The organism is Curtobacterium sp. NPDC086286 (assembly GCF_044746255.1).
Taxonomy (GTDB): domain Bacteria; phylum Actinomycetota; class Actinomycetes; order Actinomycetales; family Microbacteriaceae; genus Curtobacterium.
Genome location: NZ_JBIVBW010000003.1, coordinates 121,531 through 147,039 on the forward strand (window position 1 = coordinate 121,531; position 25,509 = coordinate 147,039).

Sequence of the window (25,509 nt, forward strand, 5' to 3'; positions counted from 1 at the left end):
GCACGATCCGTGCCCGGGGAGACGCCATCGGCCCAGCGGGGCACGGCGAGCCATGGTGCCCGCACCCGCCTGGGCGCGTTCGGAGGGTGTCAGGCGGTCGTGTCGTCCGGCTCCAGGTCGCGGTCGAGCGAGATCGTCGGGATCGACGCCGTGACGACCGATCCGTCGGCACGCAGGGTGCCCTGGATGTCGGCCGTCGTCGGCGCGCGCCCGGACATCCGTGGGCCCTGGTGCGGCAGCGGCACGACGGTCGGCTCGCCGGCGGTGACGTCCCACTGCTGGTTGTGCACCCACGCGGTGAACCCGGAGCCCGTCTCGACCGTGAAGGTCATGGCGTCCTGCTCGAGGTCGACGCGCACGCGCGATCCGCGCACCGTCAGGCGGTAGGTGATCCGCGACCAGTCCTTCGGCAGCCGCGGGTTGAAGGTCATCCGGCCGCCGTGGTCCCGCATGCCGCCGAACCCGTTCACGACCGCACCCCAGATGCCGCCCGTCGAGGCGATGTGCACCCCGTCGGTCGTGTTGCCGTGCAGGTCGGCGAGGTCGACGTACAGCGCCGTCTGGAAGTACTGCAGCGCGAGGTCGTGGTACCCGACCTCGGCCGCCATGATCGACTGCACGACCGCCGACAGCGTGGAGTCGCCCGTCGTGAGGGCGTCGTAGTAGTCGAAGTCGCGACGCTTCTCGGCAGCGGTGAACTCGTGCCCCTGCAGGAACAGCGCGAGCACGACGTCGGCCTGCTTGAGGACCTGGAACCGGTAGATCACCAGCGGGTGGTAGTGGAGCAGCAGCGGGCGCTTGCTCTCGGGGGTGTTGTCGAGGTCCCAGAGTTCCTTGTCGAGGAACTGGGCGTCCTGCGGGTGGATGCCACGGTGCGGGTCGAACGGGATCTCCATCGACTCGGCCGCGTGCTCCCAGTCGGTGACCTCCTGCGCCTGCAGTCCGGTCCGCCGCACCATGCGCTCGTACTCTTCCGGGTCGTCGGCTGCGAGCTCGCGGCAGGCGTTCACGGCGAACCACAGGTTCGCCCGGGCCATCACGTTCGTGTAGAGGTTGTCGTCGACGACCGTCGTGTACTCGTCGGGACCGGTGACGCCGTCGATGTGGAACTTCTTGTCGCCGTTCGACCGCCAGAACCCGAGGTCCTCCCACAGGCGGGCGGTCTCGACGAGGATGTCGATCGCACCGCGCTTGAGGAACTCGCGGTCGTCCGAGGCGCGGACGTACTGCATGAGCGCATGCGCGATGTCCGCATCGATGTGGTACTGCGCGGTGCCGGCGGCGTAGTAGGCGCTGGACTCCTCGCCGTTGATCGTCCGCCAGGGGAACAGCGCGCCGTGCTGGTTCAGCTCGCGGGCGCGGGACCGAGCCGCGTCGAGCATGTTGTAGCGGAACCGCAGGGCGTTCCGGGCGACGATCGGCGCCGTGTACGACAGGAACGGCAGGACGTAGATCTCCATGTCCCAGAAGTAGTGGCCACCGTACCCGGAGCCCGTGACGCCCTTCGCCGCGATGCCGTGCCCGTCGGTCCGGGCCGTGGCCTGCGCGAGCATGAACAGGTTCCACCGGACGGCCTGCTGGAGCGCGGGCTGCCCGACGATCTCGACGTCGCTCCGCGCCCAGAAGTCGTCCATCCACTCGGCCTGCCGCGCGAACGCGGCGTCGACGGACTCGGCACGCGAGCGATCGAGGGTCCGCTCGCAGCGGTCGGCGAGTTCGCGCGCCGGGACCCCGCGGGACGTGTGGTAGACCACGTGCTTCGTCAGGCGGATCGGCTGCCCGGCGCGCGCCTGCACGCGGTAGACGTGCTTCGCCAGGTCGTCCTCGATCGACGAGGACTCGTCCCAGCTGTTCTCGGTCTCGAGGTGGTGCTCGACGCCGACGCAGATCGTCATGCCCGAGCTCGCCGCCTGGTACCCGAGCAGCGAACGGCCGCCGGTGCTGCGCTTGAGCTTCGGCTCGAGCACCCGCTCGGTGAACGCCTCGGCCTTGCGCGGGTCGAACGCGTTCGCCGCCGCACGCATCCCCGCGTGGTACTCGTCCTGCACGTCCTGCCGGTTGAGGATCTGGCTCGACAGCAGGATCGAGGCGTCCGCATCGAGCACGGTCACCTCGTAGTCGATGACCGCCAGGTGCCGGTCCGTGAACGACACCAGCCGTCGCGACCGGATGAGGACGCGCTTGCCCGAGGGCGTCGACCACTCGGTCTCGCGGAACAGGTACCCGCCCCGGAAGTCGAGCCGCCGGGTGTGCCGGAGGATGTCCGCCTCGGCCAGGACGAGCGGTTCGTCGTCGACGTACAGGCGGATCACCTTGGCGTCGGGCGCGTTGATGATCGTCTGCCCGGTCTTCGCGAAGCCGAAGGCGTCCTCGGCGTGGCGGATCGGCCAGGTCTCGTGGAAACCGTTGATGTACGTGCCGTACTGCACGCCGCCACGACCCTCGTCGAGGTTGCCGCGCAGGCCCAGGTACCCGTTGCCGACGGCGAAGTTCGTCTCGGCGACGCCCTGCTCGTCGGGCGCGTACTCGGTCTCGACGAGGGCCCACTCGTCGATCGGGTAGCGGACGCGGTCCAGCGGGTCGGAGGTGATGGGGTTCATGGTGCTCCGTGGGGGAGGAGGGTGTTCGTGGGGAGGGTCGGGAGGGCCTGGAGGCGCGGATCGCCCCGGCCGCTGGCGCCTACGTCGTGCTCGTGGCCGGTTCCGGCAGCTCGTCGACGAGTTCGTCGAGGTCGCCGACCACGACGTCGGCACCGTGCGCCCGGAGCGCGTCGGCCCCGGCTCCGCGATCGACGCCGATGACGAGCCCGAAGGCACCGTTCCGTCCCGCCTCGACCCCGCTCGTGGCGTCCTCGACCACGACGCACTCGGCAGCGGTCAGGCCGAACCGGCTCGCGGCGTCGAGGTAGGTGTCGGGCGCGGGCTTGCCGGCCAGACCGTCTTCGCGGGCGACGAGGCCGTCGACCACCACGGGGAAGCGCTCGAGGATGCCGGCCGTGCGGAGCACCTGCACGGCGTTCGCGGAGCTCGACACGACGGCGACGGACAACCCGGCGTGGATGGCGGCGACGAGGAACCGGAGCGAACCGGGGTAGGGCTCCACCCCGTGCTCGGTCAGCTCGGCCGTGAACTCGGCGTTCTTCCGGTTGCCGAGCCCGCACACCGTGTCGGCGTCCGGCGGGTCGTCCGGGGTGCCCTGCGGCAGGTCGATGCCGCGGGACTCGAGCAGAGAACGCACCCCGTCGTACCGGGGCTTGCCGTCGACGTACGCGAAGTAGTCCTGTTCCGTGTACGGAGCGACGCCGTGCTGGGCGAGGTAGGGCGTGAACAGCCGGCTCCACGCACGCATGTGGACGTCGGCGGTGGGGGTGAGGACACCGTCCAGGTCGAACAGGAGCGCTCGCTGGTCAGCGAGTCGCGCGGGTGTGCGCCGGTCCGGCGTCGTCATGTGCTGCCCTCCGGGGGACGGGGTCGTCGACGTTGCTTCCGGACGAGTCTAGGACCGCTCCAGGACCGGCGTTCAGGCGCGCCGGGCCCCTGTGGGAAGAGTTCACACACTCGTTCGCTGTGCAGGAGGTTCAGCGCAGCGCAGCGCCCGACGGCAGCGTCCGCACCCACTCCTCGATCGCCGAACCGATCTGCTGCCGGGCGTCGGTCCGCGAGATCGTCGCGGTGTCGTCCCCGGGCTGCGCACCGTACGCACCGAAGTCGGCGTGGTTCGCGCCCTGCACCTCGACCGTCATCGCGTTCGACGGCAGCAGGTGCCGCGCGGCGTCGACCTTCTCGGGGGTGGAGAGCCCGTCACGCGACCCCGAGACGCTGAGCACGCTGATGTACGACTTGCTGATGTCGTTCGCGCAGTAGCTGCCGAGCAGGAGCAGCCCGTCGGCGTCCGGCGCGAGCTGGCACGCGCGCACGCCACCGAGCGAGTGCCCGCCGACCGCCCAGGACCGGACGCCGGGGGCGTGGGACTCGAACGTCGACAGCGGGCGGGTGTCGAAGAAGGCGAGGTGCAGCGTCGGCTTCGTGATGACGACGGTCGTCCCGCTGGCGACCACCTGCCGGAACGTCGCCATGTACGCGTACGGATCGACCTTCGCGCCCGGGATGAACACGATGCCCGCGCCGTTCGCGGTGCCGGTCGGCGTCATCACCACGGCGTCCCCGGCGTCCCGGACGGCCACACGGTCGTCCCGCCAGACCTGCAGCGCCGCGCTCCGGGTGCCCTGCATGACGATGTTCGCCCAGACGAGGAACACCACCGCGATCAGCACGATCACGGCGACGACCCAGGCGGTCCAGCGGAGTGCTCGGTTCATGGTCTCCCTGCTTCCTGCGGGCGTCGGGCGGTGACGGTGAGCCAGCGCTCGTCGGCACCCGGGCGCGTGGTCTCACGGACGTCGACGTCGGTCCAGCCGGAACGGGTGACGACCTCGGCCAGGGGTCCTGGTGTCCAGTAGGTGAAGTGTCGCGCGAGGTCGAGCTTCCGCGTGCTCCACGCGTCGCCGTCGCCGAGCTTCACGGTGGCGGCCAGCACACCGCCGGGGTGCACGGCGTCGCGGAGCCGCACGAGGACGCCCTCGAGCTCCGTCCGACCGACGTGCAGCAGCACGGCGTTCGCGAACACGGCGTCGTACGGGCCGCCGAACGCGTCCGAGCGCACGTCGACGAGGCGCGCCTCGTGCCCCGCGGACCGCAGCGCGTCCACGAACGACCGCGCTCCGTCGGTCCGGTCGACGACGAGTCCGGCCGCCTCGAGCGCGAGGGCGTCACGCCCCGGGCCCGACCCGAGCTCGAGCACCCGCGCCCCGACCGGGACGAGTGCGAGCAGGTCGTCGACGAGCCCGGCACGGTGGTCGTCGGTGCGCTCGGCGTAGCGGTCGGCAGCACGCTCGTAGGCGTCCAGCGTGCGCTCGGCGGCGAGGTCACGACGCATCACGACCTCGTACCGACCGTCGGGCAGCGGGTCACCGGGCTCGTCGGCCGCGGTGAAGCCACAGCGCTCGTACGTGCGACGGGCCGTGGCGTTGTCCGGCATGACCGACAGCTCGAGGGTGTCGGCCCCGGCGCTCGCGGCCCAGGTCGCGACCGCACGGATGAGCGCGGCCGCGACCCCTCGGCCGCGGGCGGCGGGGTCGACCCACATCGAGATGAGTTCGGCGGTGCCGGGGTCCTCGCCCGGGACGCCGCTGGCCATGCCGACGACGGAGTCGTCCTCGGCGTGGGCGAGCAGGTCGAGCGCTCCGGGGATCGAGAGGCGGGTCCGCCACCGGTGCTCGGGCGCGTCGGCCCAGTCGGCGAGCGTGGACCCGAAGGCCTCGGGAGCGTCCGCGAGCGCCGCGAGCCGGACCGGACGCCAGGTCTCCCAGTCGTCCGCCGTCACCCGGCGCAGCGCGATCGTCACGCCCCGACGCTACCGCCCGCGGGTGCGAGCCGACCCTGCCGGGCCGACCCGCGCCTCCTGGACCGGATCAGACCGCCGCAGCCTCCGTGACGGCCGCACGCAGCTCCGCCGCCGCGGCTGCGACGTCGTCCGCGCTGTAGATGGCGCTCCCGGCGACGGCGATGATCGCTCCGGACGCCTGCACGGCCGCGATCGACGACGCGTTCACGCCGCCCGCGATCGAGAAGGGGACGCCGGAGGCCTCGCCGGCCTCGAGCAGGGTGGCGAAGGTGAAGCCCTCCTCGGCCTGCTCGTCGAGCCCCGCGTGCACCTCGACGAACTGCGCGCCGAGGGCGACGACCTCACGGGCCCGGGCGGGCTTGTCCGCGACGCCGATGAGGTCGACGACGACACCCTTGCCGTGCTTCTCGGCAGCGGCGACCGCGCCCGCGATGGTGGAGTCCCCGGCGACGCCGAGCACGGTGACCAGGTCGGCGCCCGCGGCGAACGCGATGTCCGCCTCGAGCTCGCCGGCGTCCATGGTCTTGAGGTCGGCGAACACGGTCTTGTCCGGGTGCGCCTCCTTCATCGCGGTGATGACGGAGAGCCCGGCGCTCTTGATGAGCGGCGTGCCGAGCTCGAGGACGTCGACGCTCGGGGCGGCCTTCGCGGCGAGGTCGAGCGCGGCCTCGGTGGTGAGGGTGTCGATGGCGAACTGGATCTGCATGGGTGTGCCTTTCACTCGAGGTTGGCGTGGCTGGGCCACAGGTCGTCGGCGGAGCGTCCGCTCCGGGTCCACAGGGCGTGGAAGAGTGCGTCGCCGAGCAGGACCACGGCCTGCTCGAAGCGGCTGCCCGCGTACTGCTCGGAGGCGCTGCCCGACCGGTCCGTCTTCGTCGCGGCGGGGACGACGAGGGTGACGGCGGCGAGCGCGCCGAGCGGCGAGTCGTCGGTCGTCGACACGGCGAGCACGTCAGCGCCGACGTCGACCGCGGTGCGCGCCGCCTGGACGATGCCGGTGGTCGTGCCGGAGCCGCTCGCGACGAGCAGGACGTCCCCCGTCCGGATGGCCGGGGTCGTCACCTCGCCGACGACGTGCACGTCGAGTCCGAGGTGCATGAGCCGCATGGCCGTCATCCGCAGTGCGAGGCCGGAACGGCCGGCCCCGTGGACGAACACGCGCTCGGCACCGCTGAGCAGCTCGAGCGCGGCATCCGTGTCGCCCCGGACCGTCTCGGCGAGGTCGGCGGACTCGCGGACGATCAGGGCGAGGGCGTCGGTCACGGTGTCAGCGGGCATGCCATCGATCGTTGTCGGGACGCGGGTCCGCCGCCGCTACCCGACACGGCGGGGTCCCCGTCCGATCGGGTGGCCCCACCCGCTCGGGTGGGAGTCGTACGGTTGGTCACGTGACCGACAACGCGCGCGACGACGGGACGGCGGCTCCGTCGGCCGTCCAGGAGGCGCGGCGCGACCCCGCAGGACGCCTCGCCGCCGCCGACCACGCGCGCACCGTCGCGGAGCAGGCGGACCGGCACGCACTCACCCTGGAGTCGGTGCTCGCCGTGCTCCGGTCGCCGCGCGTGGGCGACGCCGCCGCCCGTGCCGAGGCCGTCGAGATCGCGTCGGCAGCGCTCGTCGACCTCCGGACCGTGACGGACCGGCAGCGCGGCGCCCTGCTCGAACCGGTCACGGGGGCGTTCTCGCGGCTCCGGGCCGACCTCCGTCCGCTCGTCCGGTTCGGGGACCTCGACGTGCAGTTCGTGGAACCGCCGGCGACCGGTCGAGCACTCCCCGGCGACGTCGCCCACAGCGCCCGGGCGATCGTGCGGACGGCGGTGCTCGCCCTCGTCGACGAGGGAGCTGCGCGGCGCGTCCGGATCCAGTGGGACTGCGACGGCCGGAACCTGCTCATGCAGCTCCGCGACGACGGAGCCGGCACGCTCGACGTGCACGACGACACCGTCCGGCCGATCGCCGAGCGGGTCGCGACCCTCGACGGCGAACTGCACGTGGCGTCCACGGCGGGCTGGGGGTCCGTGCTCGACATCGCGATCCCGCTCGACCCGCCGGCGGGGACGCCGGTGTCGTCGGAGGCGTCCGACCTCACGCCGCGGGAGCAGGACGTGCTGCGGCTCGTCGCCACCGGGATCGGCAACCGGGAGATCGCCGACGGGCTCGGGATCAGCCCGAACACGGTGAAGTACCACGTGGCGAACCTGCTCCGGAAGCTCGGCGCGCGGACCCGGGCGGAGCTCGCCGCGGTCAGTTCCCGGACGTGATCCCGGCGGGGCTGAAGCGGTAGCCCATGCCCGACTCGGTGACCAGGTAGCGCGGGTGTCCCGGGTCCGGCTCGAGCTTCCGCCGCAGCTGCGCCATGTACAGCCGAAGGTACCCGGAGTCGTTGCCGTGCGACGGTCCCCACACGTCGGTGAGGAGCATCTCGCGCGTCATGAGCCGGTCGGGGTTCGTCACGAGGACCTCGAGCAACCGCCACTCGGTCGGGGTCAGTCGGATTGCCGGACCGGACGGCGGCGTGACCTGCTTCGCGACGAGGTCGACGACGAGGTCCCCGATCGACACCGAGGGCGTCGCACCCGCGGCCGACGCTGCCGCGACCTGCCGCCGGCCGAGCGCCCGGAGTCGGGCGAGCAGCTCGTCCATCTGGAAGGGCTTCGTGACGTAGTCGTCCGCGCCGGCGTCGAGCGCGTCGACCTTGTCCGACGAGTCGGTCCGACCGGAGAGCACGAGCACCGGGACCTGCGACCAGGCCCGGATGCCCTCGAGCACCCCGATGCCGTCGAGCCGGGGCATCCCGAGGTCGAGCAGCACGAGGTCGGGCCGCTCGGTGATGACCGCGTCGATCGCGGCCCGGCCGTCCCGGGCGGTGACGACGTCGTACCCGCGGGCGGCCAGCGTCACGGCGAGCGCCCGGACGAGCTGCACGTCGTCGTCGGCGATCAAGACCTTCATCGCGCACGGCCCTTCATCGGATCTCCACTCCCAGGTGTCCGGCGATCGGCAGCCGCACCACGACGGTGAGTCCGCCGCCGGGGGTGTCGTCGACCTCGATCGTGCCGCCCATGCCCTCGGTGAACCCGCGGGCGAGGGCCAGTCCGAGTCCGAGTCCGGTGTCGTTGTCGGTGTCGCCGAGGCGCTGGAACGGCTGGAACACCTCGTCGACGCGGTCCGACGGGATGCCGGGGCCGTGGTCGGCCACCCGGAGCTCGACGCCGCCGCCGAACGCGCTCGCGGCGATGCGGACCCGGGTGTCCTCCGGGGCGTACCGCACGGCGTTGGCGAGGAGGTTCACGACGACGCGCTGGAGCAGCACGGCGTCGGCGAGGACCGGCGGGAGGTCGGCGGGCAGGTCGAGGTCGACGTCGTCCGGACCGAGCTCGAGCTCGTCGAGCGCGGGGGCGACCACCGTCTCGAGGGCGAGCGGCACCGGCGTCACGGCGAGCACCCCGGCCTGCACGCGACTGACGTCCAGTAGGTCTGCCAACAGCACCGCGAGCTGACGCAGGCTCTCGTCGGCGGTGGCGAGCAGCGCCTCCTGGTCGTCCGCCGACAACTCGATGTCCGGCGCCCGCAGCGTCTGCACGGCCGCCGAGGCGGCCGCGATCGGCCGCCTCACGTCGTGGCCGACGGCCGCGAGGATCGCGCTCCGCACCCGGTCCACCGCCGCGATGCGCTCGGCGTCGACGGCCGCGCGGGTGAGGTCGCGGTGCTCGACGGCGGCGTCGAGCTGCTGCTCGACGACGCGCAGCAGTCGTCGTTGGGTCGGGTCGTCGGGGGCGCCCGCGAACTCCAGGACGGCGCCGGACGGGAGGGACGTGGCGGCGTCCGGCGTCTCGCCGAACGTCCCGGACGTGGCCGGCACCTCGTCGCCCTGCCGGATCCGGACGCCGGCGAAGCCGAAGGCCTCGCGCGTCCGGTCGAGCAGCGCCTGCAGGGCGTCGTCGCCGCGGAGCACGCTGCCGGCGATCCCCATGAGGAGGCCCGACTCGGCGGCGGCGCGGCGGGCGGCTCGCGAGCGACGGGCAGAGCGGTCCACGACGAAGCTCACGAGCACGGCACTGATGACGTACATGACGAGGGCGACCAGGTGCCACGGCTGCTGCACGGTGACCCGGTGCAGGGGTTGCACGAAGAAGAAGTCGAGGCTCAGCCCGGACAGCACGGCGGCGAAGACGGCCGGCCACATCCCGCCGACGAGCGCCACCACGAGCACGAGCAGCTGGTAGGCGAGCACGTCCACGGTGATCGAGTCGGGGTCGGTGCTGAACGACAGCAGCCAGGTGAGCAGTGGACCGGCGACGAGGGAGAGCACGAACGCGGCGACGATCCGGCCGCGGGACAGGCTGCCGCCGAGCCTCGGCAGGGCGAAGCCACCGCCCGCCCGCTCGTGGGTGACGACGTGGACGTCGATGTCGCCGGACTCGCGGATGACGGTGTTGCCGATGCCCGGGCCCGTGATCGCCGCGGCGAGCCGACTGCGGCGGCTCACCCCGATGACGATCTGCGTCGCGTCGATCGACTTCGCGAACCGCACCAGGGTCGTCGGCACGTCGTCGCCGACCACCTGGTGGTACGTCCCGCCGAGCTGTTCGAGCAGGGTGCGCTGCTTCCCGAGCGCCCCCGGGTGGCGCTCGCGGAGGCCGTCGTTCGTCGTGACGTGCACGGCGGCGAGCTCGCCGCCGGCGCTGCGGGCTGCGATCCGGGCGCCCCGGCGCAGCAGGGTCTCGCCCTCGGGACCGCCGGTCAGGGCGACGAGGACGCGTTCCCGGGTCTCCCACCGGTGGTCGATGCCGTGCTCGGCGCGGTAGGCCTTGAGCGCGTCGTCGACCTCGTCGGCGAGCCAGAGCAGGGCGATCTCGCGCAGGGCGGTGAGGTTGCCGAGCCGGAAGTAGTTCGACAGCGCCGCGTCGATCCGGGTCGCCGGGTAGACGAGCCCGTCGGACAGCCGCTCGCGCAGCGCCGCCGGGGCGAGGTCGACCACCTCGATCTGGTCCGCCGCGCGCACCACGGCGTCCGGGACGGTCTCGCGCTGGACGGTGCCGGTGATCTCGCGGACGACGTCGCCGAGGGACTGCATGTGCTGCACGTTCACGGTGGAGATGACGTCGATCCCGGCGTCCCGCATCGCCTCGACGTCCTGCCAGCGCTTCTCGTTCGTGCTGCCGGGCGCGTTGGTGTGGGCGAGCTCGTCGACGAGCGCGATGTCGGGCCGGCGGGCCAGCACGGCCTCGAGGTCGAGGTCGTCGAGCTGGACGCCGCGGTGCTCCACGATGCGACGGGGGACGACCTCGAGCCCGTCGACCAGTGTGGCCGTGGCGGCGCGGCCGTGGGTCTCGACGACGGCCACGACCACGTCGCGGCCCTCGGCGCGCAGTCGGTGCCCCTCTTCGAGCATCGTGAACGTCTTGCCGACACCGGGCGCCGCACCGAGCAGGACCCGCAGCTTCCCGCGCTTCACGTGCTCATCCTCTCGCGTCCGAGGGGTGCGGGGAGCGCCCGCACAACCAAAGTCCGTGCGAACCGCGGTTCCGCGCGGTTCGGTGTGACTTCGGTTGTGCGGGAGCGATCCGCGCCACGGGTCACGCCGACGCCTTCGCGAGCGCCAGGTTCAGCTCGAGCACGTTCACCACGGGCTCGCCGAGGAACCCGAGCTGCCGCGCCTCGGTGTGCTGCTCCACGAGCGTGCGCACCGCCGACTCCGACATCCCCCGCGCAGCGGCCACGCGGGACACCTGCTGCAGCGCGTACTCCGGGCTGATGTCCGGGTCGAGGCCGGAGCCCGACGCCGTCACCGCGTCCGCCGGCACCTCGGAGGCGGGCACCCCGTCGGCCTTCGCGACCGCCGCACGCCGCTCCTGCACGCTGCGGAGCAGGTCGGGGTTCGACGGCCCGAGGTTCGACCCGCTCGACGCCCCGGCGTCGTAGCCCTTCTCCCCCGCGGCGCTCGGCCGCGACTGGAACCACCGGTCGGCTCCGCGGCCGTCGAACGACTGCCCGATGAGCGACGACCCGACGACGGTGCCGTCCGACGACGTCACCATCGAGCCGTTCGCCTGGTCGTGGAACGCGGCCTGGCCGACGCCCCACACCGCGAGCGGGTAGGCGATGCCGAGCACCACGGTGCTGAGGAGGGTGAGCCGGACGGCCACCCCGAGTGAGCGGAACGAGGAACGAGATGCAGACGTCATGAGGAGAACCCCGGGATGAGACCGACCACGAGGTCGATGAGCTTGATGCCGATGAAGGGGACGACCACGCCGCCGAGCCCGTAGAGGAGCAGGTTCCGGCCGAGGATCGACGATGCCGAGGCGGCGCGGTAGGCGACGCCGCGGAGGGACAGCGGGATGAGCGCCACGATCACGAGCGCGTTGAAGATGACGGCGCTGAGGATCGCGGACGCGGGACTGTGCAGCCCCATGACGTTGAGCGCGGCGAGCCCGGGGAACGCCATCTGGAACATCGCGGGGATGATCGCGAAGTACTTGGCGATGTCGTTCGCGATCGAGAACGTCGTGAGCGCCCCGCGGGTGATGAGCAGCTGCTTGCCGATCCGGACGACGTCGATGAGCTTCGTCGGGTCCGAGTCGAGGTCGACCATGTTGCCGGCCTCCTTCGCCGCGGTCGTCCCGGTGTTCATCGCCACGCCGACGTCCGCCTGCGCCAGGGCCGGGGCGTCGTTCGTGCCGTCACCGGTCATCGCGACGAGGTTGCCGCCCTCCTGTTCCTTGCGGATCAGGGCGAGCTTGTCCTCCGGCGTGGCCTCGGCGAGGAAGTCGTCCACACCGGCCTCGGCGGCGATCGCCTTCGCGGTGCGCGGGTTGTCGCCGGTGATCATCACCGTGCGGATCCCCATCTCGCGCAGCTCGGCGAACCGTGCCGCCATGCCGTCCTTGACGACGTCCTTGAGGTGGACGACCCCGAGCAGCGTGACCGCACCGGATGGTGCGCGGCGTCCGACGACGAGCGGGGTACCGCCCTGGTCGGAGACCTCGACGACCGTGGCGTCGATGGCCTGCGCGACCGCTTCGGGAACACCGGCTGAGCCGGTTGCAGCCCAGGCGAGCACTGCCGACGCGGCACCCTTGCGCACGGAGCTGCCATCGGGCAGGTCGACGCCGGACATGCGCGTCTGTGCGGTGAAGGGCACCTCGACGGCACCGGCGGGGAGGTCCGGGGCGACGCCCGCTCCCGCGGCGAGGTCGACGATGGACCGCCCCTCGGGGGTCCCGTCCGCAGCGGACGACAGGGCGGCCGCCTCCATCAGGGCCGGCTCCGTGACACCGGGGACCGGCACCACGCGCGACGCCCGACGGTTGCCGTACGTGATCGTCCCGGTCTTGTCGAGCAGCAGGGTCGTGATGTCCCCGGCGGCCTCGACCGCACGGCCGGACATCGCCAGGACGTTGTGCTGCACGAGTCGGTCCATGCCCGCGATGCCGATCGCGGAGAGCAGGGCACCGATCGTCGTCGGGATGAGGCAGACGAGCAGGGCGATGAGCACCGGAACGCTCACGGTCGCCCCGACGAGCCCGGCGATCGGCTGCATCGTCAGGCAGACGATCACGAACACGATCGACAGCGAGGCGAGCAGGATGTTCAGCGCGATCTCGTTCGGCGTCTTCTGCCGGGCGGCACCCTCGACGAGCCGGATCATCCGGTCGATGAAGGTCTCACCGGGGGTCGACGTGATGCGCACGACGATGCGGTCCGAGAGCACCCGGGTGCCGCCGGTGACGGCACTCCGGTCGCCTCCGGACTCGCGGATGACCGGGGCGGACTCACCGGTCACGGCCGACTCGTCGACGGACGCGATGCCGTCCACGACGTCGCCGTCGCCCGGGATCACCTCGCCCGCGACGACGACCACGACGTCGCCCTTGGCGAGGTCGACGGACGCGACCTCCTCGGTCTCGTTGCCGGTCGCCGCCGCGTCGGACCGGTCGTACCGGAGCACCCGACGGGCACTCGTGGTCGAGCGGGTCTTCCGCAGCGTGTCGGCCTGCGCCTTGCCCCGGCCCTCGGCCACCGACTCCGCGAGGTTCGCGAAGACGACGGTGAGCCAGAGCCACACGGCGATGGCGATGGTGAACGCGGACGGCTCGACGACGGCTGCTGCCGTCGTCAGCGCGGCGCCGACCTCGACGATGAACATGACGGGGTTCCGCCACATCAGTCGCGGGTCGAGTTTGCGCAGGGCACCCGGGAGGCCCGCCACGAGTTGACGGGGTCCGAAGGCGGACGAGCGGGTGGCCGGCCTGGAGGCGCTGGTCGCCTCGTGCTCGGAGGTCGCGGTGGTCATGGTCTCGGCTTTCATCGGGCGAGGGCTTCTGCGAGCGGTCCCAGTGCGAGCACCGGGAAGTAGGTGAGTGCGGTCACGACGACGGCGACGCCGCCGAGCAGGACGATGAACAGCGGCCGGTGCGTGGGCAGCGTGCCGACGGTCTCCGGCACCCGGTCCTGGGTCGCGAGGGACCCGGCGAGCGCCAGCACGAACACCATCGGGACGAACCGGCCGAGCAGCATCACGACGCCGAGCGCGGAGTTCATCCACGTCGTGTTCGCCGTCAGGCCGCCGAACGCCGAGCCGTTGTTGTTCGCGCCCGAGGTGAAGGCGTAGAGGAGCTCGGACAGGCCGTGGTTGCCCGGGTTGAAGATCGACGTGCCGACGACCTGCTCACGGACGCCCGGGAGCACCAGGGACAGGCCGGTGCCGAGGAGCACCAGGGTCGGGGTGACGAGGATGTAGAGCGACGCGAAGGTCATCTCGCGGGCCCGGATCTTCTTGCCGAGGTACTCGGGGGTCCGACCGACGAGCAGCCCGCCGATGAACACCGTGATGACCGCGAGCACGAGCATCCCGTACAGCCCGGAGCCGACGCCGCCGGGGGTGACCTCGCCGAGCATCATGTTGACGAGCGCCATCATCCCGCCGATCGGCGTGAAGCTGTCGAACATGCCGTTCACGGCGCCGGTCGACGTCGCGGTCGACGTCGTCCCGAAGAGCGTCGTGCCGAGGATGCCGAACCGCACCTCCTTGCCCTCCATGGCGGCCCCGGCGGCGTGGGTCGCGCTGCCGCCGCCACCGAGCTCGGCGATCGACATCACCGAGAGCGAGACGAGGAAGATCGCGCCCATCACGGCGAGGATCGCGTAGCCCTGACGGTCGTCGTCCACCATGCGGCCGAACGTGCGCGGCAGCGAGAACGGGATGACGAGCATGAGGAAGACCTCGACGAGGTTCGTCCACGCCTGGGGGTTCTCGAACGGGTGCGCCGAGTTCGCGTTGAAGTAGCCGCCACCGTTCGTGCCGAGTTCCTTGATGGCCTCCTGCGAGGCGACGAACCCGTCCGGGATGTGCTGCGTCCCGCCGATCAGGGTCGTGACGTCGGTGCCGCTCCCCCACGACTGGATGACACCACCGGCGACGAGCACGATCGCGAACACGAACGCACCCGGCAGCAGGAGCCGGCCGGTCCCGCGGACGACGTCCACCCAGACGTTGCCGAGCGTGCCGGAGCGTCGACGGGCGAAGCCGCGGACGAGCGCCACGGCGACGGCGAGCCCGACCGCCGCGGAGAGGAAGTTCTGCACCGCGAGGCCGGCCATCTGCACCGTGTACCCGACGGTGACCTCGGGCGAGTACGACTGCCAGTTCGTGTTCGCGACGAACGACGCCGCCGTGTTGAACGCGAGCGACGGACCGACGTTCGGCAGCCCGAGGTCGCCGGGCAGCACGACCTGGATGCGCTGCAGGAGGTACACGAGCAGCAGCCCCACGGCGCTGAAGAGCAGCACGCCGCGCAGGTACGCGGGCCACGACTGCTCGGCGTCGGGGTCGACGCCGATCACCCGGTAGACCGCGCGCTCGATCCGGCTGTGCCGCGTCGGCGTGAACACCCGCGCCATCCAGTCGCCGAGCGGCCGGTAGGCGACGACGAGCAGCAGCACGAGGGTGGCGACCTGGACGATCCCGGCCCACGTGTCCGCGGTGCTCATCAGAACTTCTCCGGGCGCACGAGGGCCCAGACGAGGTACACGAGCGAGGCGACGCCGAGGACGGCGGCGGCGATGGTGATGGTGATGACGATCACAGCCGTTCCACCGCCTTGGCGATGAGTGCCACCACGCCGAACACGGCGAGGACACCGGCGACGACGAAGACGTCGAACACGAGGGACTCCAGAGGTTCACGGGGTCCGCGCCGGGCGACGCGGACGGCACCACGTGTGGTGCCGAACCGATGCTGGATCCGGCACCGCCCCTCCGGACCCGTCCCTAACGGTTTCCTGACGCGCTCCTGACACACGCATGCGCGTCACTAACGCCCGCTCGCTCGCCCCAGCCGCTCGGCGAGCACGGCCGTCGCCGCCCGGAGTTCGTCGGGCCCCTCGACGGTGAAGTCCGCGGTGGCACCGGCGAACGCCGCCGCGAGGCCTTCCCACGACCAGGAGCCGCGCGTGAGACGGCACCGGTCCGGGCCGAGCGGCTCGAGCACGGCGTCGTCGGGGAGGTACGGCGCGACGGTCTCGGCCGGCACCTCGAGGACGGCGGTGCCGGTACACGGCCAGACGTCCTCGCGGTCGGACCCCTTGAACCGCGCGGCCACGAACGCTGCCGGATCGCCACCGGGCACGGGACGCGGCGTGAACGGCACGCGCGTCCGCATCCGCGGGGTGATGCGGTCGACGCGGTGGGTACGCCAGTCGTCGCGGTCGAGGTCCCAGTCGAGCAGGTACCAGCGGCCGTTCCGGGCGACCACCGCGTGCGGCTCGACCCGGTGGGGCGTCTCGTCGGGGCCGTACCCGAAGCGGAGGACCTCGCCGAGGTGGACCGCCTCGCTCACCGCGACGAGGACCTCCGGGTCGACGGGGGTGCGACCGGCCGACGCGACCGCGTCGATCGCGTCCACCCGTGTGCGCAGACGCGCGGGCATCACCTGCCGCACCGTCGCGAGCGCCCGGGCGGCCGATTCGGCGATGTCCGCGCCGGACGCGGGCGCCACGGCGAGCGCGATGGCGATCGCGACCGCCTGGTCGTCGTCGAACAGCAGCGGGGGCAGGTCCGCACCCGCTGCCAGCCGGTACCCGCCGGCCGGGCCGCGCAGTGCCTCCACGCGGTAGCCGAGGCCGCGGAGCCGGTCGACGTCGCGGCGGAGCGTGCGCGGGCTGACCTCGAGCCGTCCGGCGAGCTCGTCGCCGGGCCAGTCCCGGTGCACCTGCAGCAGCGAGAGCAGCGCGAGCATGCGCGAGGACGGTCCGGACATGCCTCCAGTATCGGTGGAGAAGCGGACAGGATCTGACCGCAATGCCCGGGATGCTGGTCCCATGAGTATCGAAACGACAACCCACCTCAACTTCGACGGACAGGCCCGCGCGGCCCTCGACTTCTACGCCTCGGTCTTCGGCGGCGAGGTCGCGTCCATGACCTACGGCGCGATGGGCGCCTCGGACGAGCCGGACTGGGCCGACCGCATCGTCTGGGGTCAGGTCGCCACCGACGCCGGGCTGCGCGTGATGGCCTTCGACGTCTGGCCGGGGCAGCCGTACGACCAGGGCACGAACGCCTTCTACGTGTACGTGCACGGCGACGACGCGGCCGAGCTCGAGCGGTACTGGGCAGCGCTGTCCGAGGGCGCCGAGATCCGGCAGCCGCTCGGTCCGTCGGCCTGGGCACCGCTGGCCGGGCAGCTCCGCGACCGCTTCGGCGTCATCTGGGCGCTCGACGTCGCGGCGCCGACCGAGTAGCGCCGACCGAGTAGCGCCGACCGATCAGCGCCGCTGTGCGGCCCGGGCGACCCCCGGGCCGCACGCCGTGACGTTTCCGAGCCACTTCCCCACGAAATCCGACCGCCGGTAGCGTGCCGGCATGCCCGAGTTCCGTCCGATGCCCGGCTACGAGCTCGGCGACGGGTGGGTGGCCGCGCGTCGACGCCGCTCCCGGTTCGGCCGGGTGTGGCGCTGGGTGGGCCCGCCGGTGGCGCTCCTCGCCCTCGTCGCGGCCGTGCTGCTGTTCCGCTGGTACGCGGGCGTGGCCGACCAGGTCCGGTGGGAGTGCGCCGTGTCCACCTGCGGGACGAACGACCCGCGGTCCTTCGCGCCGGAGGGGTGCTGGGCGCTCCTGGTGCTGTCCACGCTCGGCGTCGGACGGCTGCCGGGGCGCTGGTGGTGGCGAGCCGGACTCCTGCTGGCGTTCGCGGTCGTCGCCGCGTGGTCGATCGACTGGTGGCGGCTGCCGGGAACGGACCTCGGCCTGTTCGTGACCCCGATCGGCGCGGGTGGTGTCGGCGCCGTGCTCCTGCTCGCCCGGATCGGGATCGCGATCGACCGTGCACGTGGTCGAGCCCACACCGCCCGGCGACGGGCGCGGTGACGGGCGGTCAGCGCGCGGGACTCCACGTGCTGACCGTCACGGCAGCGGTGACGCTCGTCGGCGCGAACACCTGCCCCGGGTCGACGTGGTGGTGGCTCGGCCCCATGTGCACCACGTCGTGGACGTCATCGGCGGACAGCTCCATCGTCCACGTGAGGTCCTCGGCCGACCGCTGCGCGAACGCGGGCGTGAGGGAGTCGTGCAGCCGCCGTTCCTTCTCGGGGTCCACCGTGATCGTCGCGTCGGCCAGCTCCACCAGGTGTCCGGTGCGCGGGGTCACCACCACGAGGAGGCCCTCGGGGTGCAGCACCCGGGCGTACTCCGTCTGGTTGCGTGGCGCGAAGACGTCCAGCACGACCGCGGCTGCGCCGTCGACGACCGGGAGGCGCTCGGTCACGTCCCCGACGACGGCCCCCGCACGCTCGTGGATGCGAGCGGCCCGTCGGATCGCGACCGCGGACAGGTCGAGTGCGACCCCGAGCCGCGAGACGGCCTCGAGCGCGTACGCGAGGTACGTGCCCGGCCCGGACCCGACGTCGACGACGACACCGGGCACGTCCACCGACGCGACCGCCCGGGCCACGGCCCGTTCGACCGGTGCGTAGTGCCCCCGCCCCAGGAATCGGAGTCGGGCGTCGACCATCTCCGGGGTGTCCGCCGTCAGCGCACGACGCTTCGCGGGCAGCAGCGTGAGGTGCCCCTGCTTGGCCTCGTCGAACCGGTGGCCCGTGGCGCAGCCGACCTGGCCGCCGTCGACACGGCCGAGGGGCTCGGCGCAGGCGGGGCAGGCGAGCATCGGCAGCAGGTCGTCACGCACCGGCCCAGCGTACGGGGCCTCGCTAGCCTGGCCGGATGTCGCTGCAGCAGCTCTTCGGCCTCGACGGACGCACCGCCCTGGTGACGGGAGGCAGTTCCGGCATCGGGCGAGCGATCGCCACCGCCCTCGCGGACGCCGGCGCACACGTGCTCGTCGCGGCCCGGACAGCGGCGACCATCGACGCCACCGTCGCTGCGATCCGGCAGGCGGGTGGCTCGGCCGACGGCATCGTCGCAGACCTGTCCACGCGCGCCGGAGCCCACGCCCTCGCCGACACTGCAGGCGATGTCGACGTGCTCGTCAACTCCGCGGGGATCAACCTGCGGCCGCCCATGGCCGACCTCGACGAGGACACCTGGGACGCCACGATGGCCGTGAACCTCGACGCGCCGTTCGTGCTCGGGCAGCGGCTCGCGCCCGGCATGGCGGCCCGCGGGTACGGCCGGATCATCGGCATCAGCTCCCAGCAAGCGCACCGACCCTTCGCCGCCAGCGGCGCGTACGGGGTCTCGAAGGCGGGCCTGGAGGCGCTGGCCCGGTCCCAAGCAGAGGCCTGGTCCGGGCACGGGGTCACCTCCAACGTCCTCGTCCCCGGTTTCGTCCGGACCCCGCTCAACGAACGGCTCAGTGCCGACCCCGCGACCGTCGCCGCCCTCGCGGCACGGACCCTGGTCGGGCGGAACGGGCTCGCCTCGGACTTCGCTGCCGCCGCGGTGTTCCTCGCCGGCCCCGGTTCGGCGTACGTCACGGGGCAGTCGATCGCGGTCGACGGCGGGTTCTCCGTGCACTGACCCCGGTACGGTCGGGGCATGGCCGTCATCCACCGCGCAGAACTCCGCCCGTCGAAGCTCGAGGCGCTCGCCGCCTGGCTGCCGGACCAGCCCTGGAGCGGGGTCTCCGCCGGCGACGACCTCGCGATCGCCGGGAAGTTCCGGTTCGACGACCCCGCGGGCGAGGTCGGCGTCGAGACGGTGCTCGTGCGCACCACGGACGGCCGGGTGCTCCAGGCACCGCTGACCTACCGCGGGGCACCGCTCGACGGCGCCGAGGCCTTCCTCGTGACCGAGATGGACCACTCCGTGCTCGGACGACGCTGGGTCTACGACGCCGTGGGCGACCCGGTGTACGCCGACGTCCTGCGCCGGGCAATCGCCACGGGCGGGCACGAGGCCACCCTCGAGCGCGCCGACGGATCCGGGGCGTGGGACGCCGAGGGGACGGCATCGGGCAGCGGGTCCGACGCCGACTCCCCCACCGTGACGGCCGTGGACGCGCAGACCTCCGGCGCCCTGACCTCCGTCGCGACCGACCACGGGACGCTCGTCGTCGCCCGTGCCGTCGGGGCGGAGCTGCCCGCAGGCCGCACGCTCACCGGCAGCTGGGCCGACGGGACCGGCGTGCTCACGGTCCTGGTGCCCTGAACCGGACCGCCTGACGGACGCGACGCCCGTGGCGGGGCCGAGCCGCGCCTCCCGTCCGTCGCTCGCACCGATGCCGGTACGGACAGGGCCTGCCTGCCCGGGCACGCCGATGGCAGGATCGAGGGCGTGAAGACACTGGAGTTGCCACAGACGGACCTCACCGCCTCCGACGTCGTCGTCGGCCTGATGCGGATCAACGACATGAGCGACGAGGACATCCGCGCGCTCTACCGCGCCTCGCGCGACGCGGGCGTGACCATGTTCGACCACGCCGCGGTGTACGGCGGGTGGCACGGCTGCGAGGAGCGGTTCGGCTCGGCCGTCACCCTCTCCCCCGCCGAGCGCGCCGAGATCGTGCTGCAGACCAAGGTCGGCATCCGCCCGACCCCGAACGGCGCGTACTTCGACTTCTCGTACGAGCACGTCATCGAGTCCGTGCACGAGTCCCTCACGGCACTGCAGACCGACCACATCGACGTCCTCCTGCTGCACCGTCCCGACGCCCTCGTCGAGCCGGAAGAGGTCGCGAAGGCCTTCGACGAGCTGCACGCCGCCGGCAAGGTCCACCACTTCGGCGTCTCGAACCACACGCCGGGGCAGGTCGACCTGCTGCGCCGCTATGTGCGGCAGCCGCTCGCGTTCAACCAGGTGCAGCTGAGCATCACGCACGCGAACGTCATCGCGCAGGGCGTCACGGCGAACATGGGCGGCCTCGACCAGTCGATCGACCGCGACAACGACATCCTCAACCACTCGCGCAGCAACGACATCACGCTGCAGGCCTGGTCGCCGTTCCAGAAGGGCTTCTTCGACGGCGTCTTCCTCGGCGATCGCGAGCACTACGCCGAGCTGAACGACGTGCTCGAGGAGCTCGCGGCCGCGCACGGGGTCACCCCGACGGGCATCGCCGTGGCGTGGATCACCCGCCACCCGGCGCACTTCCAGGTCGTCCTCGGCACGACGAACCCGCAGCGCGTCCGAGACTCTGCCGCCGGGTCGGACGTCGTGCTCTCGCGCGAGGAGTGGTACCGCGTGTTCACCGCCGCGGGGCACACCGTCCCCTGAGCGGATCGGGCAGGGTGGGACCCGTGCTCCACGACCTCACCCTGCCCGTCCGCCTCGTCGCCCGCTCCGGCCCGGTCACCGTCCGGGACGCCTCGCCCGACGACCTCGACGCCCTGATGGCGCTGCTGTCGGACGACCCGATCAGTGCCGCACGCGGGGACGTCGCCGCGCCGGAGGACGAGCCGCTGTACGCCGCCGCGCTCCGGGCGATCGTCGAGGACTCGGCGAACGCGCTCCTCGTCGTGACGGACGAGCGGGACGTCGTCGTCGGCACGCTGCAGCTCACGCGGATCCCCGGGATGGCCCGGCGTGGGTCCGCCCGGCTGCTCGTCGAGGCCGTCCGGGTGAGCAGTGCCGTGCGCTCGGGCGGGATCGGCAGCGCGGTGATGCGGTGGGTGGTCGACGTCGCCGCCCGGGAACTCGGGACGCCGCTCGTGCAGTTGACCTCGGACGCGGACCGGACGGACGCGCACCGGTTCTACGAGCGGCTGGGGTTCACGGGCTCGCACGTCGGGTTCAAGTACCGCGTGCCCGGCGGGCCCGCCGGGCGCTGACGCGGCGCGGGGCCCGCGGTCGCGGCCCGCGGCGTCGCTTGCCGTCGCACAACCGAACGCGCGTCGAACCGCGGTTCCGCGCGGTTCGTGGTGCGTTTGGTTGTGCGCAGCACGAGCGCTGCCGCGCGGGGCGCGGGCAGCAGCGCGCGGCGCGGCGCGCGGGTCAGTCGGCGCGGGTGGGGGCGCTCGGGACCGCCACGTCCACCGGCGACACCCCCGCGGGGTCGGCCGACGCCCCGCCGACGACGTCGAACGTGATGCCGAGCTCGGCGGCCGACTCCTCGTCGAGCTCGAGGCCGTCTTCCTTCACCTGGTCCTCGGGGATGGCACGGCCACCGGACGGGTCCCACGAGTTCGCGATCGACATGCGCCCGAGCATGCCCGGTCCGCTTGGCAATCGCCCTGGAAGTCCGTCAGAGATCGTCCGGGTGCAGGCGGTCGCCGGCCTGCGGTCGCCAGAACACCGGGCCGCCGCCGGCCTCGTCCTCGTCGTCGTGACGGACCGGCGAGACGCTCGGGTCGGCGGAGTCCTCGCCGACGTCGGCGCCGCGGTCCTCCTCGATCTGCAGCTCGTCCTCGTCGGCGCCGTCCACGGGGATCGAGCGGCCGTCCTGTTCGGGATCGAAGGGTGTGCTCATCGACATGGGCCGAGCATGCCCCCGCCCGGTGAACGGCGGGTCAACGCTGTCCGTCCGCCGCGATCAGCTCGAGCTGGGTGAGCGGCAGGTCGGAGACGGCCGTGAACGTGAAGGCCGTCCCGGAGCCCTGCAACCGGAACACCCGGGTCTGCCCGGCCCAGTCGAACACCGCGTCCTGCACGGCGACGCGGGTGTCCCCGAGCGCGGCCTCCCACGAGTGGACACCGGGTTCCGCCGCGGTGACCGTGTAGAGCGAGGTCGGGACGTCGGGGACGTCGAACGACACCGAGGTCCCCGCGGCGAGCGCCGTGACCGTCCGTCCGGTGTCGTCGACGAGCGAGGAGGCGGGCGACGGGAGGTCGGCGGACGACAGGCCGACCGGCAGCAGGTCGACGGGGGTGTCCCGGTACCCGTGCACGTCGGACGCGGACACCGGGCGCGTGTCCGATGCCCAGCCCTGCGGCTCGGGCGACAGCGTGAACACGATCCGCGACGCCGACACCACCACCGAGTGGGGGATGCTCACCGACGTCCAGGGTGAGCCGTCGACCGTCACCGACGCGACGTACGCGCCCTCGGAGCCGTCGGCGACCTCGATGACGGTGGGCGCGCCTCCCGGCTGCTGCAGCACCGTCCTGCGGACCGACGGCGGCACGAGGACGTAGGTGCCCGTGGACGGCGCCAGCGGGTAGAGGCCGATCGTCGCGAAGACGTACCAGGCGCTCATCTCGCCGTTGTCCTCGTCGCCGGGGTAGCCCTGCCCGAGGTCGGACCCGACGAAGAGCCGTTGCAGCGCCTCGCGGACGATGCGGTGCGCCTCGTCGTGCCGCCCGGTGAACATCGGGAAGAACGGGATGTGGTGCGCGGGCTGGTTGGAGAGCCCGAGCATCCCCATCCGCACGTCGCGGGCCTCGGTCATCTCGTGGATCGGGAAGCCGTACGAGCCGGAGCGGACGGTCGCGCCGGTCTCCGGGGTGGCGAAGAACGCGTCGAGCGCGGCGTCGAAGCGGGACGGGCCGCCGTGCAGGTCGACGACGCCGGACCCGTCGTGCGGAGCGGTGAAGGCGGTCCCCCACGCGTTCGTCTCGGTGTAGTCGTCGCCCCAGTCCCGCGGGTCGAACTCGGTGCCGACCCGCCACGACCCGTCGGGGTCGCGCCCGATGAAGAAGCCGCGCTCGGAGTCGAACACGTTCCGGTACTGCAGGGACCGACGGGCGAACCACTCCGACTCGGCCTCGTAGCGGGCGAGGTCGGCGGGTGTCCGGGCGCGCGAGGCGAGCAGGCCCGCCATGACGGCGAGGCCCCAGTCGTTGATGGCTGCGTCGAGGGTCCAGCTCATCCCCTCGTGGGTCGCGGTGTCGACGTGGCCGCGGAAGGCACCCGGGAGGCTCCCCTTGCGTCCGACACGCTCGTCGCGCGGCGGGACGGTCGCGTTCCGCAGTGCGCTGCGGTACGCCTGCGCGAGGTCGAACCCGGTGACGCCCTTCACCGCGAGGTCCGCGAAGACGGTGTCGCTCGTGGTGCCGGTCATGCAGTCCTCGGCGCCGGGGGCACTCCACCGGGGCGTCCACCCGCCGTCGTGGTGGTGCTCGACGAAGCCCTGCGCGAGGTCGCCCGCCGTGTCCGGGGTGAGCAGGGCGAGCAGCGGCCAGGCGGTCCGGTAGGTGTCCCAGAAGCCGTTCGTGGTGGTGAACGGCCCGTCGACGACCTCGGGTCCGGGCTCGTCGCGGATCGGCTCGGCCTGCACGGAGCCGTACGGGGAGCGGTGCCGGGGGACCCCGTCGCGCGCGGTCTCGCCGGCACGGTTCGGGTAGAGGAACAGGCGGTAGAGCCCCGAGTACAGGCTCGTCAGCTGGTCGGGGGTCGCACCCTCGACGGAGAGCGTGGCGAGCTCGTCCGTCCAGAGCTGCTCGGCACGGGCGCGCATGGTGTCGAACGGGCCGGCGGCGTCGAGGTTCGCGCGGGCGTCCTCGAACGAGACCGTGGAGATCCCGAGCAGCACGTCGGTGCCCTCGGCCTCGTCGGACAGCGACAACCAGCCGCGGAGCTGCTGCTCGCCGACGGTGGTGTGGTCGGCGGTCACCCCGGGGACCCGGACGTGCACGAAGTGGGGCGGGGTGCCCGGACGGTCGTCGAGCAGGGCCTCGACCACGGCGGCGCCGTCCGTGACCGTCACCGAGACGTCCGAGACCCGGCCGTGGTGGTCGAGCACGATGCTCCGGGTGCCGGTGAACCGGAAGCCGAGGGCGAACTCCCCCGCGGTCATCTCGGCCGTGACGCCCTCGTCGAGGTCGACCCGGTAGCGGTGCGGGCCGTCCTGCTCGTCGTCGTGGTCGAACCCGAGGGCGCGGGCGTCCCGGTCGGGATCGGGGGTGTCGAGCGGGGAGGGCATGACCTGGAAGACGCCCCGGTCCCCCATCCACGGGGACGGGATGTGGCTCGTCGCGAAGGCCTGGATCGCCGGGCGGACCCGGCCGGTCGCGTCGGTGCGGTCGTGCTCCTGGTAGGCGTACGGCCAGCGGTTGCTCGAGGCGTCCGTCATGGGCAGGCCGAAGACCCCGCCGTGCGGGATGCCGACCAGCGGGGCGTTGTTGCCGCGGGAGAACCGCGAGGACGCCTGCGTGCCGCGGGTCGTGCGGACGTGGTCGAGCGGGGTGCGCGGGGTGGGGCGCGCGGGACCGATGCGGACGGCGTCGAGCCAGCCGCGGAGGTGCGGGCGCGACCCGTCTGCGGTCGTGGGGTGCGGGGCGGAGCCGAGCCGCGCCTCCAGGCGGTCGACGACCCGGCCCGCGAGCGGGGTGAGGTCCACCGCCCGACGGTTCCACTGGTCGACCCACTGCTTGCGCGCGGCGTCCTGCGCCTCGGGCGTGAGCGCGTCGCCGTACTGGTCGCGCGCCGCGTCGCTCAGCCGCGTGCCGTCGGTACAGACCAGGTCGAGCGCGAACGCCGTCGCGTCCCAGAAGTGCGGCAGGTCGTCCTCGGTGGGTTCCGTCGCACCGTCCGGCAGCACGCGCTCCGGGAACCACACCCACGAGAGTTCGTCACCCGACTCGATCGGCCGACCGGCGAACCCGGGGACGACCGCGGCGGCGACGTGCTCACCCGCGGGTCGTTCGACCAGCCAGCCCTCCGCCGAACCGAAGCCGACACCGTTCCGCGCGGCGACGGCCGTCGTCGGGCCACCGCTCCGTTGCAGTTCTCGCACCGGCCCAGCGTATTTGGTCCACCGTCTGGAGGAAAAC

24 protein-coding genes are annotated in these 25,509 nt (G+C 72.8%); 7 read left to right on the top strand and 17 right to left on the bottom strand.

The genetic code is table 11. The annotated features are described in order from the left end of the window. Positions 1 to 89: 89 nt before the first annotated feature. The 6 genes from ACIPKM_RS06360 to hxlB all read right to left on the bottom strand — a co-directional run bounded on the left by ACIPKM_RS06360 (position 90) and on the right by hxlB (position 6,681). Entirely contained in the window at positions 90 to 2,600 is a 2,511-nt protein-coding gene (locus ACIPKM_RS06360) for a glycoside hydrolase family 65 protein (protein ID WP_402736382.1), read from the bottom strand. Between the two features lie 79 nt (positions 2,601 to 2,679). Then, positions 2,680 to 3,447: an HAD family hydrolase gene (locus ACIPKM_RS06365; protein WP_402736383.1), complete on the bottom strand. Its 768-nt coding sequence runs from the start codon at positions 3,445 to 3,447 to the stop codon at positions 2,680 to 2,682. Positions 3,448 to 3,577: 130 nt separating this feature from the next. Continuing rightward, complete coding sequence (locus tag ACIPKM_RS06370) at positions 3,578 to 4,318, bottom strand: alpha/beta hydrolase (protein WP_402736384.1); 741 nt, start codon at positions 4,316 to 4,318, stop codon at positions 3,578 to 3,580. Next, positions 4,315 to 5,403, bottom strand: a complete 1,089-nt coding sequence (locus tag ACIPKM_RS06375) for a GNAT family N-acetyltransferase (protein ID WP_402736385.1) — start codon at positions 5,401 to 5,403, stop codon at positions 4,315 to 4,317. The genes ACIPKM_RS06370 and ACIPKM_RS06375 overlap by 4 nt, the downstream gene beginning before the upstream one ends. Positions 5,404 to 5,470: 67 nt before the next feature. Further along, positions 5,471 to 6,109, bottom strand: a complete 639-nt coding sequence (hxlA, locus tag ACIPKM_RS06380) for a 3-hexulose-6-phosphate synthase (RefSeq protein WP_402736386.1) — start codon at positions 6,107 to 6,109, stop codon at positions 5,471 to 5,473. An 11-nt stretch (positions 6,110 to 6,120) separates the two neighbouring features. Further along, positions 6,121 to 6,681, bottom strand: coding sequence for a 6-phospho-3-hexuloisomerase (gene hxlB / locus ACIPKM_RS06385; RefSeq protein ID WP_070417616.1), 561 nt, complete (start codon positions 6,679 to 6,681; stop codon positions 6,121 to 6,123). 110 nt (positions 6,682 to 6,791) lie between these two features. Here hxlB and ACIPKM_RS06390 point away from each other — a divergent pair, with 110 nt between their 5' ends. Next, a complete protein-coding gene (locus tag ACIPKM_RS06390) occupies positions 6,792 to 7,664 on the top strand; it encodes a LuxR C-terminal-related transcriptional regulator (RefSeq protein ID WP_402736387.1) in 873 nt (290 codons plus the stop codon). Here ACIPKM_RS06390 and ACIPKM_RS06395 read toward each other — a convergent pair. The 7 genes from ACIPKM_RS06395 to ACIPKM_RS06425 form a co-directional block, all read right to left on the bottom strand. After that, on the bottom strand, positions 7,648 to 8,355 hold the full coding sequence (locus ACIPKM_RS06395; protein ID WP_071295172.1) for a response regulator: 708 nt from the start codon (positions 8,353 to 8,355) through the stop codon (positions 7,648 to 7,650). The genes ACIPKM_RS06390 and ACIPKM_RS06395 overlap by 17 nt on opposite strands. Positions 8,356 to 8,368: 13 nt before the next feature. After that, positions 8,369 to 10,861 carry an ATP-binding protein gene (locus ACIPKM_RS06400; RefSeq protein WP_071295171.1) on the bottom strand — a complete coding sequence of 831 codons (2,493 nt, stop codon included), beginning with the start codon at positions 10,859 to 10,861 and terminating at the stop codon, positions 8,369 to 8,371. A gap of 121 nt (positions 10,862 to 10,982) precedes the next feature. Next, complete coding sequence (kdpC, locus tag ACIPKM_RS06405; protein ID WP_402736388.1) at positions 10,983 to 11,591, bottom strand: potassium-transporting ATPase subunit KdpC; 609 nt, start codon at positions 11,589 to 11,591, stop codon at positions 10,983 to 10,985. Next, entirely contained in the window at positions 11,588 to 13,702 is a 2,115-nt protein-coding gene (kdpB, locus tag ACIPKM_RS06410) for a potassium-transporting ATPase subunit KdpB (RefSeq protein WP_139201897.1), read from the bottom strand. The genes kdpC and kdpB overlap by 4 nt, the downstream gene beginning before the upstream one ends. Positions 13,703 to 13,713: 11 nt before the next feature. Next, positions 13,714 to 15,399, bottom strand: coding sequence for a potassium-transporting ATPase subunit KdpA (gene kdpA, locus ACIPKM_RS06415; RefSeq protein WP_402736389.1), 1,686 nt, complete (start codon positions 15,397 to 15,399; stop codon positions 13,714 to 13,716). Next, on the bottom strand, positions 15,399 to 15,494 hold the full coding sequence (locus ACIPKM_RS06420; RefSeq protein ID WP_402736390.1) for a potassium-transporting ATPase subunit F: 96 nt from the start codon (positions 15,492 to 15,494) through the stop codon (positions 15,399 to 15,401). The genes kdpA and ACIPKM_RS06420 overlap by 1 nt, the downstream gene beginning before the upstream one ends. Before the next feature lie 227 nt (positions 15,495 to 15,721). Beyond that, positions 15,722 to 16,666 carry a helix-turn-helix transcriptional regulator gene (locus ACIPKM_RS06425; RefSeq protein WP_402736391.1) on the bottom strand — a complete coding sequence of 315 codons (945 nt, stop codon included), beginning with the start codon at positions 16,664 to 16,666 and terminating at the stop codon, positions 15,722 to 15,724. Positions 16,667 to 16,727: 61 nt separating this feature from the next. On the opposite strand from ACIPKM_RS06425, the gene ACIPKM_RS06430 reads away from it, so the two are divergent. Continuing rightward, a complete protein-coding gene (locus ACIPKM_RS06430) occupies positions 16,728 to 17,147 on the top strand; it encodes a VOC family protein (protein WP_071302439.1) in 420 nt (139 codons plus the stop codon). Between the two features lie 121 nt (positions 17,148 to 17,268). Continuing rightward, positions 17,269 to 17,772, top strand: a complete 504-nt coding sequence (locus ACIPKM_RS06435) for a hypothetical protein (RefSeq protein WP_402736392.1) — start codon at positions 17,269 to 17,271, stop codon at positions 17,770 to 17,772. A 7-nt stretch (positions 17,773 to 17,779) separates the two neighbouring features. On the opposite strand, the gene ACIPKM_RS06440 is transcribed toward ACIPKM_RS06435, so the two are convergent. Next, complete coding sequence (locus tag ACIPKM_RS06440) at positions 17,780 to 18,589, bottom strand: putative RNA methyltransferase (RefSeq protein ID WP_402736393.1); 810 nt, start codon at positions 18,587 to 18,589, stop codon at positions 17,780 to 17,782. Positions 18,590 to 18,624: 35 nt separating this feature from the next. Between ACIPKM_RS06440 and ACIPKM_RS06445 the strand changes: the two genes are divergently transcribed. The 4 genes from ACIPKM_RS06445 (at position 18,625) to ACIPKM_RS06460 (ending at position 21,629) form a co-directional block, all read left to right on the top strand. Continuing rightward, on the top strand, positions 18,625 to 19,380 hold the full coding sequence (locus ACIPKM_RS06445) for an SDR family NAD(P)-dependent oxidoreductase (protein WP_092385396.1): 756 nt from the start codon (positions 18,625 to 18,627) through the stop codon (positions 19,378 to 19,380). Between the two features lie 18 nt (positions 19,381 to 19,398). After that, positions 19,399 to 20,010: a hypothetical protein gene (locus ACIPKM_RS06450; protein WP_402736394.1), complete on the top strand. Its 612-nt coding sequence runs from the start codon at positions 19,399 to 19,401 to the stop codon at positions 20,008 to 20,010. 126 nt (positions 20,011 to 20,136) lie between these two features. Next, entirely contained in the window at positions 20,137 to 21,075 is a 939-nt protein-coding gene (locus ACIPKM_RS06455; protein ID WP_402736395.1) for an aldo/keto reductase family oxidoreductase, read from the top strand. A gap of 23 nt (positions 21,076 to 21,098) precedes the next feature. Next, on the top strand, positions 21,099 to 21,629 hold the full coding sequence (locus ACIPKM_RS06460) for a GNAT family N-acetyltransferase (RefSeq protein WP_402736396.1): 531 nt from the start codon (positions 21,099 to 21,101) through the stop codon (positions 21,627 to 21,629). Positions 21,630 to 21,792: 163 nt separating this feature from the next. Here ACIPKM_RS06460 and ACIPKM_RS06465 read toward each other — a convergent pair whose 3' ends face one another. The 3 genes from ACIPKM_RS06465 to ACIPKM_RS06475 are packed head-to-tail and all read right to left on the bottom strand — an operon-like array spanning position 21,793 to position 25,472. After that, positions 21,793 to 21,996: a hypothetical protein gene (locus tag ACIPKM_RS06465; RefSeq protein WP_139201893.1), complete on the bottom strand. Its 204-nt coding sequence runs from the start codon at positions 21,994 to 21,996 to the stop codon at positions 21,793 to 21,795. Between the two features lie 46 nt (positions 21,997 to 22,042). After that, on the bottom strand, positions 22,043 to 22,273 hold the full coding sequence (locus ACIPKM_RS06470) for a hypothetical protein (RefSeq protein ID WP_402736397.1): 231 nt from the start codon (positions 22,271 to 22,273) through the stop codon (positions 22,043 to 22,045). Positions 22,274 to 22,307: 34 nt separating this feature from the next. Then, positions 22,308 to 25,472, bottom strand: a complete 3,165-nt coding sequence (locus ACIPKM_RS06475; RefSeq protein ID WP_402736398.1) for a GH92 family glycosyl hydrolase — start codon at positions 25,470 to 25,472, stop codon at positions 22,308 to 22,310. Between the last annotated feature and the right edge of the window lie 37 nt (positions 25,473 to 25,509).